Raw genomic sequence first — 16,192 nt, 5'->3', positions numbered from 1 at the left:
AACAGTCGACTCTACCCTGTCGTTTCCGACGTTTCCGTCGTTCCCGCCCATTTCGGCAACCCGGCCCGTCATCGCCGATGGCCTACAATCGGCGCATGACTGATTCACCGCGTAATGGCGAACTGGACCTGGCGATCATCGGTGGTGGTGCGGCCGGGGTGCTGGTGGCAATCCAGGTGTTGCGCCAGGCGAAGGCGCCGCTGGCGCTGGCCATTTTCGAACCGGCCTCGCAGCTGGCCCAGGGCATCGCCTACGCCACGCCGTGGCCGGAGCACCTGTTGAACGTGCCGGCGGCGAAGATGAGCGCGTTTGCCGACCAGCCCGGCGATTTCCTCGATTACCTGATGGCTGCCAACGCCTACCCGGGCGAGGCGCGCGAGCTGCTGGGCGAGCGCTACGTGTGCCGCCACTTCTTTGCCGCCTACCTGCAGCAGCGCCTGCAGGATGCCGTGGCCGACAGCCCGGCGCAGCTGCAGGTGATCGCGCAGCCGGTGCTGGGCCTGCAACCGGATGACCACGGCTACCAGCTGACACTCGGCGATGGCGGTACGCTGCACGCCGCTCAGGCGGTGCTGGCCACCGGCAACAGCATGCGCCCGCTGCCGGTGCCCGGCGCCGACGCGCTGCCCGCCGATGACGTGATCGAGGCCTGGGACTACGACGGTGTGCGTACCCTGGCCGGCGAACAGACCGTGGCCATCGTCGGCTCCGGCCTGAGCATGGCCGACACGGTGCTGGCGCTGGTCGCCGCCGGTCATACCGGGCCGCTGCATGTGATCTCGCGTCATGGCCTGCTGCCGCTGCCGCACGCGCACGGTGGCCTGCCCAGCTTCGATCCGGCCACGCTGCTGCCGATGAACCTGCGCCAGCGCCTGCACGCGCTGCGTGGCTTCGCCCGCCAGGCGCAGGCTGACGGCCTGCCGTGGCAGGGCGTGATGGACCGCATCCGTCCGCACGGGCAGGCGCTGTGGTGCAGCCTCGACGCGGCCGACCAGCGCCGCTTCCTGCGCCACGTGGTTCGCTACTGGGATGTGCATCGTCATCGCATTGCTGAAGAAGTGGACGCACAGCTACAGGCGCTGATCAAGACCGGCCAGCTGTGCGTCCACCGTGCCCGCCTGCAACGCGTCTGGCGCGATGGTGGTGGCCTCCAACTGTCCGGCCGCGATGCCTCGGGCAATGAACAGCAGTGGACGATCGGCGGCGTGATCAACGCCACCGGCGTGGAAACCCGCGCCCGCGCGTTGCGCAACCCGTTGCTGCAGCAGCTGCTGGTCGATGGGCTTGCCCGCCCCGGCCCGCATGGGCTGGGCCTGGACAGCACGGTGCCGGGAGACCGCCTGTGCGCCGCCGGTGGCCAGCCGCAGGCGCGGCTGGGCGTGCTCGGCAGCCTGCGCATCGGCAGCCTGTGGGAAAGCCTGGCGGTGCCTGAACTGCGTCAGCAGGCGCAGGCGCTCGCCACCGAAGTGATCGCAGGAGCCGCGACGGCGATGCCGTAAAATGGGGGCATGGATGTCTCCCACCTGCTTGATGGCCTGAACCCGGCCCAGCGCGAAGCCGTCTCCGCTCCCCCCGGCCACCACCTGGTGCTGGCCGGTGCCGGTTCCGGCAAGACCCGCGTACTCACCCATCGCATCGCCTGGCTGCATGAAGTCGACGGCGTGCCGACCCACGGCATTTTCGCGGTGACCTTCACCAACAAGGCGGCCGGCGAAATGCGCCACCGCATCGACGCCCAGCTGCCCAACGGCAGTCGCGGCATGTGGATCGGCACCTTCCACGGCCTGGCCAACCGCCTGCTGCGCCTGCATTGGCAGGACGCCAAGCTGCCCGAAGGCTTCCAGGTGATGGATTCAGATGACCAGCTGCGGCTGGTCAAGCGCGTGGTGCAGGCACTGGAACTGGACGACGGCAAGTACCCGGCCAAGCAGATCGCGTGGTGGATCAACGCACAGAAGGACGAGGGCCGCCGCCCGCAGCACATCCAGCCCGAGCCACACGATGCGTGGCTGGAAACCATGCGCCAGGCCTACATCGAATACCAGGCGCGTTGCGACCGCGCCGGGCTGGTCGACTTCGCCGAGCTGCTGCTGCGCGCGCATGAACTGCTGCGTGACAACCCGGCGCTGCTGTCGCATTACCGCGCTCGCTTCCGCGAAATCCTGGTGGACGAGTTCCAGGACACCAACGCCATCCAGTACGCCTTCGTGCGCGTGCTGGCCGGTGATTCCGGCCACGTGTTCGTGGTCGGCGACGATGACCAGGCCATCTACGGCTGGCGTGGCGCCAAGGTCGAGAACGTGCAGGGCTTCCTGCGCGACTTCCCGGGTGCGCAGACCATCCGCTTGGAACAGAACTACCGCTCCACCGCCAACATCCTCGGTGCCGCCAACGCGGTGATCGCGCACAATCCGGATCGCATCGGCAAGCAGCTGTGGACCGACAGCGGCGACGGCGAGCCGATCGACCTGTACGCCGCGTACAACGAGATGGACGAGGCGCGCTACATCGTCGAGCGTGCGCGCCAGTGGGTGCGCGATGGTGGCAGCTACACCGAAGTGGCCGTGCTCTACCGCAGCAACGCGCAGTCGCGTGCGCTGGAAGAGGCATTGCTGAGCGAACAGGTACCGTACCGCGTGTACGGCGGCATGCGCTTCTTCGAGCGTGCCGAAATCAAGGACGCGCTGGCCTACCTGCGCCTGCTGTCCAACCGCAACGATGACGCGGCGTTCGAGCGCGCGGTCAACACACCTACCCGTGGCATCGGCGACCGCACGCTGGACGAAGTGCGCCGCGAGGCACGCGCGCAGGGCATCTCTCTGTGGGAAGCGACCATGCTGGTCACCCAGGGCAGTGCACTGGCCGCACGCGCGCGCAATGCACTGGCCGGTTTCCTGGTACTGGTCAACGAGCTGCAGGCGCAGACCCTGCACATGACCCTGGCCGAGCGCGTCGACCACGTGCTGGCCCGCTCGCAGCTGCGCGAGCACTGGAGCAAGGAAAGCCGCAACGCGCTGGATTCGGAATCGCGTACCGACAACCTCGACGAACTGGTCTCGGTGGCCTCGCGCTTCGTGCGTCGCGCCGACGACATCGAGGAAGTGGGCGAGGACATGGACGAGCTGGTCGCGTTCCTGGCCTATGCCGCGCTGGAGGCCGGTGAAGGCCAGGCGCAGGCCGGTGAGGAAGGTGTGCAGCTGATGACCCTGCACTCGGCCAAGGGCCTGGAATTCCCGCTGGTGTTCCTGGCCGGCCTGGAAGAAGGCCTGTTCCCCAGCGCACGTTCGCTGGAGGAAAGCGGGCGCCTGGAAGAAGAGCGCCGGCTGGCCTACGTCGGCATCACCCGCGCGCGCCAGAAGCTGGTGCTGAGCTACGCCGAGTCGCGTCGGATCCACGGCCAGGACAACTACAGCCTGCCGTCGCGCTTCCTGCGCGAGATCCCGCGCGAGCTGCTGCATGAAGTGCGCCCGAAGGTGCAGGTCTCGCGGCCGGCCTCGATGGGTGCCAGCCGGGTCATGGGCCATGCCTCGATCGAGGCACCGCCGGTCAAGCTCGGTGCGCTGGTCACCCATCCCAAGTTCGGCGAAGGCATGGTGACCGACTACGAAGGCAGCGGCGCGCACGCCCGCGTGCAGGTCGAGTTTGCAGACGCCGGCAGCAAGTGGCTGGTGATGGCCTACGCCAACCTGACGGTGATCTGATCACCGCCTTGCTTCATCTGTAGAGCCGAGCCCACGCTCGGCTGCTTCTGGTTTGAAAAGGCAGCCGAGCATGGCTCTACAAGACAGATAGAGCCTCAGTCCTGTGCTTTGGAGGTAGCCGCGGCATCCTGGGCAGACATGTTCTGCTTGAAATTGGCCGTGAAATCAGTGACTGCGCGTTCCAGCGCCTTCTCCCAGTTCTCGGGTGAAACCACCTGGAACACATTGGTGCCGTGGCCCTTGGCGGTGAAGGCACGTGTCCTGTCCCCCTCGCGTGTGGTCACCTCGACGGACACATCGGCGACCATCTGCTGCGCCCACCCAGCGGCACGCCAGAAATTGAAAGGGGCCCTGACCGCGAACTGGTTCATCGACGCCTCCAGCTGCAGGCATTGTGCGGCGCACTGGTCGGTGGTGCGGTAGCCCATGTTGCGTAGTGCCTGGATGATGATCTCGCGGGTCTTCTCGGCCGCCGTGGCCGACTCCAGCACGAGATTGAAGCCGTTGCCCTGACGAATCTCGCCACCGACATTCCTGGCCCTGTCCGAGGCGGGAACAAGGGAGAGGAAGTCAGACTGGCGATTGTCGCGCACCGGAGCGACCACGATGGTGGTGCCCTGTTCGGGATTGACCCGGATGTCGGGCACGTTCACCCGTATCACTTCGGTGCGGACGCCGCAGCCGGTGAGGAGCAGCAGCAATGAAAAGGCAAAGATCGACTTCATGTATTCCCCCTGTTGGAGTGGTGTCGGTGCGACGCGCACTATCGCTGGGTCGGCAGGCCGGGGAAGGAGAATTGGCAATGGCAGGGCAGCCGAGCATGGCTATGCCGGTCGTCCTGACAGGCACCCTTCGGGCCGTCGCAAGCGATGCTGGCAGCGGCTTCTGCCGCAGCCTTCGGCTCTACAATAGCGGCTACATCTTCCAGGAACGCCCCCGATGACCGAATCCCCCCTGCACGTCACCGTGACGTTGAACGCCAAGCTGCAGCCCGCGCATCGCCATGAGCTGTTCGAAGACCCGCTCGACGCATTGATGCAGGCCGCGGAGATCGGCGAGATCGTCGGCGGTGGCACCGCGACCTCCGACGAGGGCGAGGTCCTGTACGGCGATATCGAGGTTGCGTTGGTGGATGTGGCCGGCGTGCCCAAGCTGATCGACCTGCTGGAACAGCTGGGCGCGCCGAAGGGTTCGCAGCTGCAGGGTGCGGGCGAGGCCGACCGCAGCTTCGGCGTGACCGAAGGCCTGGGCATCTACCTGGATGGCCTGAACCTGCCGGACGAAGTCTACGAACAGTGCGATTCCAACCACGTGTTCGAACAGCTGTCCGAGCGCATCGAAGGCCTGGGTGAGATCTGCAGCTGGTGGCAGGGCCCGACCGAGACCGCGCTGTACATGTATGGCGAGTCGTTCGAAGCGATGCGTGACGCGATCGCAGAATTCGTGGCCAGCTACCCGCTCTGCCAGAACGCACGCGTGGTGCAGATCGCCTGAGCACGGGCCTGATGTAGAGCCGAGCCCATGCTCGGCTCCTCCATCCGCAGCCGAGCATGGCTCGGCTCTACAGAAGCAACTTACTTGCCTGCTGCTTGGCGGGCGTTGTCACGCAGCGCCATGTCCTTGCCCAGATGATAGCCGCCGTAGAACAGCACGAAGGCGGCGATGAGGCTCAAAAGGATGATCCTGAGGGGGCTTCGTGGTGTCGGCTTGCTGTCCCGCATGTGCGTTTCTCCCGGGGCGGCGCGGTGCCGCTGGTCCAGCATGCGCCGCGGCAAGGGGGCGGGCAAGCCGGCGATGCGCACACGCCGTTGCGCGGCGCCGGATTGATCCTGCTCAAGGCGCGGCCTGCACATCCGGTGTGCAATGGTGTCGTTCCCATCTGGCAGATCGCTACGGAGCCCCACCATGTACAAGCGCATCCTGATTGCCACCGACGGGTCCGAGCTGGCCGACAAGGGCCTGGCAAAGGGCCTGGAGCTGGCCAAGGACCTCAATGCCGAGGTCGATATCGTGACCGTTTCCGAGCCGTGGGCAGTCGGCATGTACGACGCCATGGGCTGGAGCGTGGGCTACATGAACAGCCCCGAGTACAAGGCTGACCGCGAGGAAGGCGCGCAGAAGGTGCTGCAGCCGGCGCTGGCCAAGGCGGCCGAGCAGGGCATCACCGCCAACCCGGTGCATGTGCTGGACCGTTATGCGGCCGACGGCATCATCGAGACGGCAGGCGAGCGCAACAGCGACCTGATCGTGATGACCTCGCACGGCCGCCGTGGCGTGACCCGCGTGCTGCTGGGCAGCCAGACCGCCGAAGTGCTGGCACGCAGCACCCTGCCGGTGCTGGTCATCCGCTGATTCAAGCGTTCCCGGGGAGGGGACCCGACGCCGGTGCGCAGGATGCGCGCCGGCGTTGTCTTTTGTGGGGTCGGGCTCGCTGGGGTCAGAGCCCTTTCCTGCGGAAAGGGATTCGACCCCGGTCACCTCACCAGCTGTACAGCTTCCAGTACACCGGCGACACGCCGTCCTTGTCGTTGTCGAAACGGCCATCACCGTTCTTGTCGTACATGTAGAACGGGGCGCCGCGCGACGGGGTCACCTTGACCATGCGCAGCTGGCCGGACACGCGGTATTCCTCGATGACATCGCCGTTGTCCATGGTGCGGCTGGACACATCGGCGCCCTTGACGTCCACCGGGGGAGCGCCTGCACCGCCCATGCTGGCGCAGCCAGCCAGCAGGAGCAGGGGAGCCAGCATCAGGGTCTTCATCGGCGGGGCCTTTACCTGGATCGGGCCTTGATTATGCCCCATCGCTACGTCGGCGCCGTGTCGCCTCGGTGCAGGCACGGGCGCGTAGAATCGACCCATGAGCAGATTAGTCCTGATCGACGGGTCCAGTTACCTGTACCGCGCGTTCCACGCGCTGCCGCCCCTGTCCAATGCACAGGGTGAACCCACCGGCGCGCTGTTCGGCGTGGTCAACATGCTGCGTTCGACGCTGAAGGAACGCCCGGCCTACGTCGCGTTCGTGGTCGATGCGCCCGGCAAGACCTTCCGCGACGACCTGTACGACCAGTACAAGGCCAACCGCCCGCCGATGCCCGATGAACTGCGCAGCCAGGTCGAGCCGATGTGCCGCATCGTCGAAGCGCTGGGCATCAGCATCCTGCGCATTCCCGGCGTGGAAGCCGACGATGTGATCGGTACGCTGGCACTGCAGGGCCTGGCGCAGGACCTGAAGGTGACCATCTCCACCGGCGACAAGGACTTCGCCCAGCTGGTGCGCCCGGGCATCGAACTGGTCAACACCATGACCGGCAGCCGCATGGATTCGGACGCGGCGGTGATGGACAAGTTCGGCGTGCGCGCCGATCAGATCATCGACCTGCTGGCACTGATGGGCGACACCGTCGACAACGTGCCGGGCGTGGAGAAGTGCGGGCCGAAGACCGCGGCCAAGTGGCTGGCCGAGTACCAGCACCTGGACGGCGTGATGGCCGCCGCGCCGACCATGAAGGGCAAGATCGGCGAGAACCTGCGCGCCGCGCTGGAACGCCTGCCGCTGAACCGCGATCTGGTGACCATCCGCACCGACGTGGAGCTGGACGCCAGCCCGACCACGCTGGCCCTGCGCGAGCAGGACGTGCCGGAGTTGACCGAGCTGTATACGCGTTACGGCTTCACCCAGGCGCTGAAGGAACTGGGTGCGCCGCTGCCGGCGCCCACCGCTGCCAGTGAGGCCACTCCGAGCCTGCGCGGCACCGCCGCCGGCTTCGCGCGTGGCAGCGCCGAGGCGCCAGACGCTGGCACGCTGGATCCGGCGCTGTCCGCGCCGGGTGAATACGAGACCGTGATGACCAGCGAGCAGCTGCAGGCCTGGGTCGAGCGCCTGCAGCAGGCCGACCTGATCAGCTTCGATACCGAAACCGATGCGCTGGACGCGATGCGCGCGCGCCTGGTGGGCATCAGCCTGGCGGTCGAGCCGGGCAAGGCCGCCTACATTCCGGTCGGCCACGATTACCCGGGGGCGCCGGCCCAGCTGCCGCTTCAGCAGGTGCTGGACGCACTGCGCCCGGTGCTGCAGGACCCGGCGAAGAAGAAGCTGGGCCAGCACGGCAAGTACGACCTGCACGTGCTGCGCCGCCACGGCGTGGAGGTGCAGGGCTACCACGACGACACCATGCTCGAGAGCTTCGTGCTCAACTCCACCGCCACCCGCCACGACATGGATTCGCTGGCGCTGCGCTACCTGGGCTACAGCACCATCAAGTTCGAGGACGTGGCCGGCAAGGGCGCCAAGCAGATCCCGTTCTCGCAGGTGGGCATCGACGAAGCCAGCCGCTACGCCGCCGAGGACGCCGACATCACCCTGCGCCTGCACCGCGCGCTGCAGCCGCAGCTGCTGGCCGAACCGGCGCTGGACAGCGTGTACCGCGATATCGAGATGCCGCTGGTGCCGGTGCTGACCACGATCGAAGCCAACGGCGTGCGGATCGACACCGACGAACTGCGCCGGCAGAGCCAGGACCTGTCCTCGCGTATGCTGGCCGCGCAGCAGAAGGCCACCGAGCTGGCCGGCCGTAGCTTCAACCTGGATTCGCCCAAGCAGCTGCAGGCGGTGCTGTTCGATGAGCTGAAGCTGCCGGCGGTGGTGAAGACCCCGAAGGGCCAGCCCAGCACCAATGAAGAGGCGCTGGAGGCGATCGCCGACCAGCACGAGCTGCCGCGAGTGATCCTGGACTACCGGGGCCTGGCCAAGCTGCGCAGCACCTACACCGACAAGCTGCCGGAGATGGTCAACCCGGACACCGGCCGCGTGCACACCAGCTACCACCAGTCCGGCGCCGCCACCGGCCGCCTGTCCTCGTCAGACCCGAACCTGCAGAACATCCCGATCCGCACCGAGGATGGCCGCCGTATCCGCCGCGCATTCATCGCGCCGGAGGGCTTCCAGCTGCTGGCGGCCGACTATTCGCAGATCGAGCTGCGGATCATGGCCCACCTGTCCGAGGACCCGGGCCTGGTGCGTGCCTTCGAGCAGGGCGCCGACGTCCACCGCGCCACCGCCGCCGAGGTGTTCGGGCGCACGCTGGAGGAAGTGACCCCGAACGAACGCCGCGCGGCCAAGGCGATCAACTTCGGCCTGATGTACGGCATGAGCGCCTTCGGCCTGGCCCGCAACCTGGGCATCGACCGTGGCCAGGCGCAGGACTACGTGGCGCTGTACTTCAGCCGCTACCCGGGCGTGCGAGATTTCATGGAGCGGATGCGCCAGCAGGCCCGCGACCAGGGCTATGTGGAAACCCTGTTCGGCCGCCGCCTGTACCTGAACGACATTCATGCACGTAACCAGGGCCTGCGCGCCGGTGCCGAGCGCGCCGCGATCAACGCGCCGATGCAGGGCACCGCCGCCGACATCATCAAGCGCGCGATGGTGGACGTGGACCAGTGGCTGCGGGACAGCGGCGCACCGGCACGGATGATCCTGCAGGTGCACGATGAACTGGTGTTCGAAACCGAAAGCAGTTTCGTCGAAGAGTTGCGTTTGCAGGTGGTCGAGCGCATGTCGCAAGCGGCCAAACTGCGGGTGCCGCTGGTGGTCGATACCGGCATCGGCAACAACTGGGACGAAGCACACTGAGGGTGTTTCAGGCCGAAAACGACGTGAATTCGTTCATTCGTCAGAGGTTTCTGACTCGATCATGAATGTTGCCCTGATGGAGGTTCATTAAATTGGGCCCCTTCACGAACCGTTAGTGTTCGGAGTGCTTCTATAACTCTCGACAGGCGCAACGCCTGTTGTGGATCTCTCCCATCCCCTGGAGCAGATCTCGGAACGGGGACTCCTCCCCAAGTGCCCGTTCCCCGGCCCCGTTGACCTCCCCCTGGTCAGCGGGGCTTTTTATTTGTGCCGTTGCCAGATGCCGTGGCCTGCGCCACGCTGGGCCACCGCTCCGCAGGGGAAGACAATGCCCGACCTGTTCGCACTGGCGATGCCGTGGTGGGAGTTCATCCTGCGCGCGGTGGTGGTCTATGTCGTGGTGCTGGGCATGGTCCGGCTCAGCGGCAAGCGCCCGCTGGGGCAGATCACCCCGTTCGACGTACTGCTGGTGGTGCTGCTGGGCAACGCGGTGCAGAACGCGCTGCTGGGTACCGATACCTCGCTGGGCGGCGGCCTGCTGCTGGCGGCCACCCTGATCCTGCTCAACTACGGGGTGGGCTGGGTGAGCACCCGCAGCCGGCGCATCGAGCGCCTGGTGGAAGGAGAACCGGTAGTGATCGCGCGTGATGGGCGCCTGTTCGACGCCGTTCTGCGCCGTGAGCAGGTCACCCGTGCCGATTTCGAGGCCGCCATGCGCCAGCAGGGCTGCCTGGGCGTGGAGGATGTCGAGCTGGCCCTGCTGGAGATCAACGGGCACATCACCATCATCCCCAGGAGGAGCACCTGACGTGTAGCGTCGAGCTTGCTCGACTGTTTMCATCCACWGCCAGCAGAAGTCGAGCAAGCTCGACGCTACGGGTACCCCTTCCCGCGCCCTCAGAGCGCGGCTTCGGCCTTCAGTGCCGGCCAGTTGCGGGTGGCGTCCACATCACAGGCCACATGCGTGCCCTTGCCATCCTTCGCGCAGAGCGTCGCCATGGCCTGCGGGATCTTCGGGTCGGCGGTATGCGAATACACCGCTGCCAATGCCAGGCACCCTTCGCGGACACCGGCGCCGCACAGCGTCTCGAAGTAGGGCAGCGACGCGGCCCATTTCTCGGCCTCGAACAGCGCTTCGCCGGCAACCTTGCAGCCCAGCAGCTTGCCCTCGGTGCAGCAGGCCTTGGCGCCGTCCTTGCGTGCCAGGGTGGGGCAATCCAGTGGCAGCGGGATCTCCACGAACGCCACCGGCGGCGTGCAGCTGGCATTGCCTGCGGCGGGCTTGCGCTCGTAGTAGGCGAAGCGGTTGCCGTCGTCGACGCTGGCGAGGTTTCCGTTCTTCAGCGGTTGCAGCACGAAGTCGCTGCCGACATCGGGACGGATGAGGATGCGGCCGTCCTGCAGGCGCGCGCGCAGGCGCTGGTCGCGGCCCTCGGCCTCAACCAGGCCGCCATCGAGGAAGCGCAGCTGCGAGAGCACACCGTACTCGGCTTCATAGCTCCCACACGGCAGCGCAGTGGCCGGCACCGGAGCCAGTGAAGCGACCGGCGCAGCGGCCAGGCTGGCAAGCGCCTTGGCGCGGCCGCAGGCCACGCCGTCGGCGCGCTGCGCGCATGACAGCTGCAGCGCTTCGTGGGCCTGCAACAGGCGCCCGCCACTCCACAGCACCTCGGCAACGTCGGCGCAGAAGGTCTCGCCGTGCTGCTGCCGGCACAATGTGGCCAGCTCATCGAGCTGCGCGGACGGCAACACGGGATCAACCGAATGCTGCAGCCCGAGCAGGGACTTGCCGATCATCTCCAGCCCGACCACCTCGGCGATCGCTCTGCAACCCTCGGCGTTGAAGGACGCGGAATCCTCCTTGCAGATCTCCGGCTTCGGCGGCTCGGCCCGTGCAGGCGCCGGGGCAGCGCCCTTGGCCTGCTGCTGGTAGGTCTCCAACAGCTGGGAGCAGGCCGCGCCCACGCCCTCGGCACACCAGGCGTGCAGCTTCACCGGTGCGGCCTCGGGCAGCGCCTCCAGGCACTCGGAGGTGTTCATCACGCAACCATCTTCGATGGGCTCGGGCATCGTCTTGCAGGCGGCGGCGTGCTCACGGGTGAACTCGCGATAGGGCGTGTTGATCGTGCGGTCGTTGTCCGAGAAGAACCAGTTTTCCAGGCGTCCCGTGGACAGGTTGCCGGTGCCGAGCACGTCTTCCTGGCGGGCGATGCGCAGCTCCTAGGTGGCCTGGTAGGGGCCGGACAGGAAGGCGTGGCCTTCGCTCTCGATGGTCAGCGTGATAGTGCCGCCGCTGTCCTTGTAGGTGCCGCAGGCCATCGACTGCGCGGCAGCCGGCAGACTGGCCGAGGCCAGTGCGAGCAACAGCAGGGAGCGCCAGCCCGCAGCGCGGGGGCGGAGGGAAACAGCAGCAGGCATGGGGTCATCCTTGAAGGAGGCAAAGCAGGACCTGTCCGGTGCAGGGCGCACCACAGGCAGGAGAAGACGCCACGCGTCAGGCGTGGCGCCGGAAGGTCAGAGCCAGTCGCGCGGCACCAGGTAATCGGCCAGGCGTGCCTCGGCGCTACCCGCTTCCGGGGTGAAGCCGTACTCCCAGCGCACCCGCGGCGGCAGGCTCATCAGGATGCTTTCGCTGCGGCCACCACTCTGCAGGCCAAACAGCGTGCCGCGGTCGTATACCAGGTTGAATTCCACATAGCGGCCGCGTCGGTACAGCTGGAACTCTCGCTCGCGCTCGCCGTAGGCGGTGTCCTTGCGCTGCTGCACGATCGGCAGGTAGGCATCCAGGAAGCCATCGCCGACCGCACGCAGATAGTCGAAATCGCGCTCGAAGTCGCCGTGCAGGTCGTCGAAGAACAGGCCGCCGACGCCGCGCGTTTCATTGCGGTGGCGCAGGAAGAAGTACTCGTCGCACCAGCGCTTGTGCGCAGCGTAGCGCTCATCGCCGAACGGTACGCACAGGTCGCGCGCGACCCGGTGCCAGTGCTGTACGTCCTCGTCGAACGGATAGAACGGGGTCAGGTCGAAGCCACCGCCGAACCAGCTGGCCACCACTTCGCCGTCGCGCTGCGCCTGGAAGAAGCGCACGTTGGCATGGGTGGTCGGCACGTAGGGGTTGAGCGGGTGGAACACCAGCGACACGCCAGTGGCACGCCAGGAGGCGCCAGCCAGTTCCGGACGGTTGGCCGAGGCTGATGGCGGCAGGCGGCTGCCGGCCACGTCGGAGAAGCCGATGCCGGCCTGCTCGAACACCGCACCGTCGCGCAGCACGCGGGTACGCCCGCCACCGCCCTCGGCACGCTGCCACAGGTCTTCCTGGAAGCGGGCCTGGCCATCGACGGCCTCGATCGCCGCACAGATGCGGTCCTGCAGGTCGGTGAGGTAGGCGCGCACGCGCTCGAATTCGTTCATGGCGCGTACTTTACCGCAGGGCCCGCCCGAAGCTGCGGGCAGGCCCTGGCCGGCTCAGCGCTTGCGGTTGGAGTTGCGCGGCGCCGGAGCGTCGTCCTCGGCTGCCTCGTCAACCGCCTTCTGCAGAGCACCACCCAGCGTGATCAGCTCCCAGTTCTGGGTGCCGAGCACGTCGCAGGCCACATGCAGGCCACTACGGTCGGCCTTGCACAGCTGCTCCAGTGTTGCCCGTGCGTCCAGTTCCGCGCCGTTGCCCTGTGCGGTCACCAGGTTCTCGCACCCTTCGCGCACGCCGGCGCGGCAGACCGTGGTGTAGTGCCCGGCGGCCTGCAGCCAGTCGCCGGACAGCGCAAGGCGGTTGCCGAGAATGTTGCAGCCCTGCAGCTTGCCCTGCGCGCAGCAGGCTTCGGCGCCGCCCTCGTTGGCCAGTGCCAGCGGGCAATCCTGTGGCAGTGGCAGCACCTTGAACTGCTTCGGTGCACTGCACCGGGTCGGGCCCTCGCCGGTGGGGACGAACACCTGGAAGCGGGTCCAGTTATCCAGGCCCAGCAACTGGCCGCCGGGCAGCGGGCGCAGCACGAAGTCGCCGTCCCGGTCGTGGTGGATGCGGATGTCGCCCGCTTCGACGCGTGCGCGAAGATGGCTGCTCCAGCCAACGCCAACCAGGCCGGCGTCACCGAAATCCAGCGTGTCCATCAGGCCGCCGTCGGACCGGTAGTTGCCGCAGGGCAATGCAGTTGCGGGCTGCGGTCGCAGCGATGCGCCCACCGCCTGCAACGCCGGCAGGCGCTCGCAGGTGGCGGTGTCATTGCCGGGGGGGCAGGCCGCAGCCAGGGCCTGCACCGCCTGCTGGGGATCTCCCGCGTCCCAGGACAGCTCAGCCACGCGGGTGCAGAAGCCGCCGTGCGGTACCTCGCGGCATAGCTGCAACAACTGTTGCCGCCGCTCAGCCGGAATGATCACCGGCACGGTCGGCGCCGTCATCGTCACCATGGCTTCGTTCATGGCGGCCGTCATCGCGGCCTTGACCAGCTGCTCCTGCACTGCCGGGTTGGCCTCGAGTGCGGCGGCACACGCCGGGGTTCCCTGTTCGAAGCCACCGTTGTCACAGGCAGCGGGGAGTTTGATGCCAGACAAGGCGGCGTCGAGCGCTGCCTTTGCCAGGGCGGGATCGGCCTCGACCGAGGGTTTGGCCTCCTCGTGCCAACGATCAGCCAGTTGCAGGCACATGCCGGGCACGCCTTCCCGACACCCCGCTTCCAGGGCGGCCGGGGTCGCTTCGCGACGGTTGTCCAGGCACGCCGCCGCATCAGCCAGGCAGCTGCCTGCAGCCGGCGTGGCGGTTGCGGCGCACTGTGCGGGCGCCTGCAGGAGGTAGACCGTGCCATCCACCTCGACCGTGCGGCCACGATCGCGCACTTGCAGCGCGCTGGGCAGGCCGTACTCCAGGTTCACCAGTTGCAGCTTTCCGTCGATCTGCTGGAACGCGACCGGAGACGGCGCACTGCCGAAGTGCTTCTGCTCGCCGCGGTTCGGTGAGCTGATGCGCAGCGTGCCGCTGCCTTCGTCGGCCTTGAACAGGCCGCATTGTGGCGACTGTGCGGCGGCCATCGGCGCGGCCAGCAGCAGGGCCCAGGCCAGCCAGCGGCGGCGCGGTGCGGGTGAATGCATGTCGTCTCCTTGACGATCGAACGGGAAGCTCCTGGCGCTACGGCGAACCCTGGCCCTCGCGCGGGGGCGTGCATTGTGCCGTGCCGGGCAATGGCCGGTAACGCTGGTAGCCGGTCTGGGTATCCATGCCGAGCAGGTCGCCATTGCCGAGCTGGCGCAGCACAAGGGTTTCGCCGTTCTGCTGCAGCTGGACGGCGCCTTCGTGCAGGCGGGCACGCGCGCCATCACCGAAGTCGAGCATGTCGATCACGCCACCGTCGGCCTGGTAACGGCCGCACGGCACCTGCTGCAGCGGAACCAGGCGCAGGTCGGTGCCGAGGCCACGCAGTGGCGCGATACGCTCACAGGCACTGACGCGGCCCGCATCGCAGACCATCTGCAGGGCCTGCACTGCCAACGCAGGTTCCAGCGCGTTCAATTGCTGCGCGGCCACTTCCACGCAGAAGCGGCCACTGCGGTGCTGCAGGCACAGCTGCTGCAGCTGATCGCGTGCAGCGGCCGGAAGCGGCGAATCCAGTGTGTCTTCGTCTTCCTGCTGCAGGCGTTGATTCACCCGCTGCATGGCGGCAGCCAATGCATCATTGGTCAGCGCCTCGCAGGCCTGCGGGTCATGCCCGGGCGTGTGTTCGCGGCAGGCAGGCGGGCGATCAAAGCCCGTGGCACCGACGTCGTCGGTGGCCTTCGCTGGGCTGTCATCCCGCAGTTGTCGCAGCAGCGCCGAGCAGCCCGCGCCAACGCCTTCGCTGCACGCGCGCTGGGCCTGGCTGGGCGAAGCCGCGGGCAGCTGCGCAATGCAGTGGCTGCCGGCGGCGCGGCAGCTGCCGGCAATCGCACTGGGTTCGACGGCGCAGTCCCGGGACTGGCGCAGCGTGTAGACCACCACGTCGTCTTCGATGCGCTGCCCATCGGCGCTGATCCGGACCGGCAGTGCCACGCCATCGTCGAGCATGACCAGGCGGGCCTGCGCCGCACTGCGATCGACCCACAGCGGCTCCGGCTCGCTGCCGTCGTCGCGGCGGTAGCCGCTGCTGGGTGATGTGAATATCAGCGCCATGCCACCGTCGGTGCTGCGGTATTCGCCACAGCGCAGCGCATCGGCGGCGGCAGGCAGCGCGGCGAACAGCAGCAGCGCGGGGAGAAGGGTCAGCAAGCGCATGCGACGGTCCTTGTCGTGCGGAAAAGGGGTGTGGCTCAGTGGAAGCGCGAGCGGATGTCTGGTCGCAGCAGGCGCCAGGCCAGCCAACCCTGCAGGCCGAGGAGTACGAACGACATGGCCACCATGGTCAGCGTGATCAACCAGCGTTTCAGATGGAGTTCCTGTTGCAGGACGGCGTCGTCGGAGAGAAACGGGATGACGTCGCGCATGAACACGTCCAGCCACCCGGCGATCGCAAAGTTGGTCAATGCACTCATCAGCAGGATCGCCACAAAGCTCCACAGGCCCCAGCTGCGCTCGCGCAGCAGTCCCCAGCTGGCCAGCGTCGAGGCAAGGCACAGCAGTGCGACGATCATCGACGCGGCCACCGGATGCGCCAGAAGCCAGATCAGGCTGTGCAGGTGCTGGAGTTGTACTTCCCTCTCAACCAGGTGCCAGATCGGAAGGTTGTGCAGCGGCCACAGCAGCAGTCCCTGCATCACGAAGTAGACCGTGAGCAGCAGTGACAGCCAGAACGAGGCGTGTGCGATCGGGCGCACCCAGGCGTGATAGGTCGGTTGGACCAGCGAAGGAATCGGCGGGATCGACATTGACATCCGGTGTCCTTGCAATCGGTG

General features: G+C 67.4%; 15 protein-coding genes. 6 read left to right on the top strand and 9 right to left on the bottom strand.

The annotated features are described in order from the left end of the window. The first annotated feature begins 77 nt into the window (after positions 1-77). Together D7Y61_RS12520 and uvrD are read left to right on the top strand one after the other, a co-directional pair. Positions 78-1,499, top strand: a complete 1,422-nt coding sequence (locus D7Y61_RS12520) for an FAD/NAD(P)-binding protein (RefSeq protein ID WP_180866505.1) — start codon at positions 78-80, stop codon at positions 1,497-1,499. Between the two features lie 9 nt (positions 1,500-1,508). Further along, on the top strand, positions 1,509-3,701 hold the full coding sequence (gene uvrD, locus D7Y61_RS12515; protein ID WP_111204302.1) for a DNA helicase II: 2,193 nt from the start codon (positions 1,509-1,511) through the stop codon (positions 3,699-3,701). Between the two features lie 95 nt (positions 3,702-3,796). On the opposite strand, the gene D7Y61_RS12510 is transcribed toward uvrD, so the two are convergent. Beyond that, positions 3,797-4,426 (bottom strand): hypothetical protein, encoded by a 630-nt coding sequence (locus tag D7Y61_RS12510; protein WP_180866504.1) that lies wholly within the window; start codon positions 4,424-4,426, stop codon positions 3,797-3,799. A 214-nt stretch (positions 4,427-4,640) separates the two neighbouring features. Here D7Y61_RS12510 and D7Y61_RS12505 point away from each other — a divergent pair, with 214 nt between their 5' ends. Continuing rightward, complete coding sequence (locus D7Y61_RS12505; RefSeq protein ID WP_180866503.1) at positions 4,641-5,195, top strand: hypothetical protein; 555 nt, start codon at positions 4,641-4,643, stop codon at positions 5,193-5,195. Between the two features lie 80 nt (positions 5,196-5,275). Here the strand turns inward: D7Y61_RS12505 and D7Y61_RS12500 are convergent, their stop codons facing one another. Beyond that, the gene (locus D7Y61_RS12500; RefSeq protein ID WP_180866543.1) at positions 5,276-5,608 is read right to left on the bottom strand and encodes a hypothetical protein; all 333 of its coding nucleotides are present in this window, start codon (positions 5,606-5,608) and stop codon (positions 5,276-5,278) included. Here D7Y61_RS12500 and D7Y61_RS12495 point away from each other — a divergent pair. Continuing rightward, positions 5,607-6,053 (top strand): universal stress protein, encoded by a 447-nt coding sequence (locus D7Y61_RS12495; protein WP_005411629.1) that lies wholly within the window; start codon positions 5,607-5,609, stop codon positions 6,051-6,053. The genes D7Y61_RS12500 and D7Y61_RS12495 overlap by 2 nt on opposite strands. 127 nt (positions 6,054-6,180) lie before the next feature. On the opposite strand, the gene D7Y61_RS12490 is transcribed toward D7Y61_RS12495, so the two are convergent. Further along, on the bottom strand, positions 6,181-6,465 hold the full coding sequence (locus D7Y61_RS12490; RefSeq protein WP_180866502.1) for a DUF2782 domain-containing protein: 285 nt from the start codon (positions 6,463-6,465) through the stop codon (positions 6,181-6,183). 97 nt (positions 6,466-6,562) lie between these two features. Here D7Y61_RS12490 and polA point away from each other — a divergent pair, with 97 nt between their 5' ends. Beyond that, entirely contained in the window at positions 6,563-9,337 is a 2,775-nt protein-coding gene (polA, locus tag D7Y61_RS12485) for a DNA polymerase I (RefSeq protein WP_180866501.1), read from the top strand. A gap of 328 nt (positions 9,338-9,665) precedes the next feature. Further along, positions 9,666-10,145, top strand: coding sequence for a DUF421 domain-containing protein (locus D7Y61_RS12480; RefSeq protein WP_180866500.1), 480 nt, complete (start codon positions 9,666-9,668; stop codon positions 10,143-10,145). A gap of 89 nt (positions 10,146-10,234) precedes the next feature. On the opposite strand, the gene D7Y61_RS12475 is transcribed toward D7Y61_RS12480, so the two are convergent. The 6 genes from D7Y61_RS12475 to D7Y61_RS12455 all read right to left on the bottom strand — a co-directional run bounded on the left by D7Y61_RS12475 (position 10,235) and on the right by D7Y61_RS12455 (position 16,171). Next, positions 10,235-11,530: a hypothetical protein gene (locus tag D7Y61_RS12475; RefSeq protein ID WP_345776232.1), complete on the bottom strand. Its 1,296-nt coding sequence runs from the start codon at positions 11,528-11,530 to the stop codon at positions 10,235-10,237. Positions 11,531-11,557: 27 nt separating this feature from the next. After that, positions 11,558-11,755, bottom strand: a complete 198-nt coding sequence (locus tag D7Y61_RS22635) for a hypothetical protein (protein WP_258010349.1) — start codon at positions 11,753-11,755, stop codon at positions 11,558-11,560. Between the two features lie 96 nt (positions 11,756-11,851). Continuing rightward, entirely contained in the window at positions 11,852-12,748 is an 897-nt protein-coding gene (gene hemF, locus D7Y61_RS12470; RefSeq protein WP_180866499.1) for an oxygen-dependent coproporphyrinogen oxidase, read from the bottom strand. A 54-nt stretch (positions 12,749-12,802) separates the two neighbouring features. Continuing rightward, complete coding sequence (locus tag D7Y61_RS12465; RefSeq protein WP_180866498.1) at positions 12,803-14,419, bottom strand: hypothetical protein; 1,617 nt, start codon at positions 14,417-14,419, stop codon at positions 12,803-12,805. Between the two features lie 37 nt (positions 14,420-14,456). Further along, the gene (locus D7Y61_RS12460; RefSeq protein WP_180866497.1) at positions 14,457-15,575 is read right to left on the bottom strand and encodes a hypothetical protein; all 1,119 of its coding nucleotides are present in this window, start codon (positions 15,573-15,575) and stop codon (positions 14,457-14,459) included. Positions 15,576-15,610: 35 nt separating this feature from the next. Then, a complete protein-coding gene (locus D7Y61_RS12455) occupies positions 15,611-16,171 on the bottom strand; it encodes a hypothetical protein (RefSeq protein WP_049398641.1) in 561 nt (186 codons plus the stop codon). Positions 16,172-16,192: the final 21 nt, after the last annotated feature.

This window comes from Stenotrophomonas maltophilia, from assembly GCF_013464485.1.
Classification (GTDB): domain Bacteria; phylum Pseudomonadota; class Gammaproteobacteria; order Xanthomonadales; family Xanthomonadaceae; genus Stenotrophomonas; species Stenotrophomonas maltophilia_AW.
Note: the sequence above shows the minus strand (reverse complement) of the source record. Positions and strands in the feature narration are given on the sequence as shown.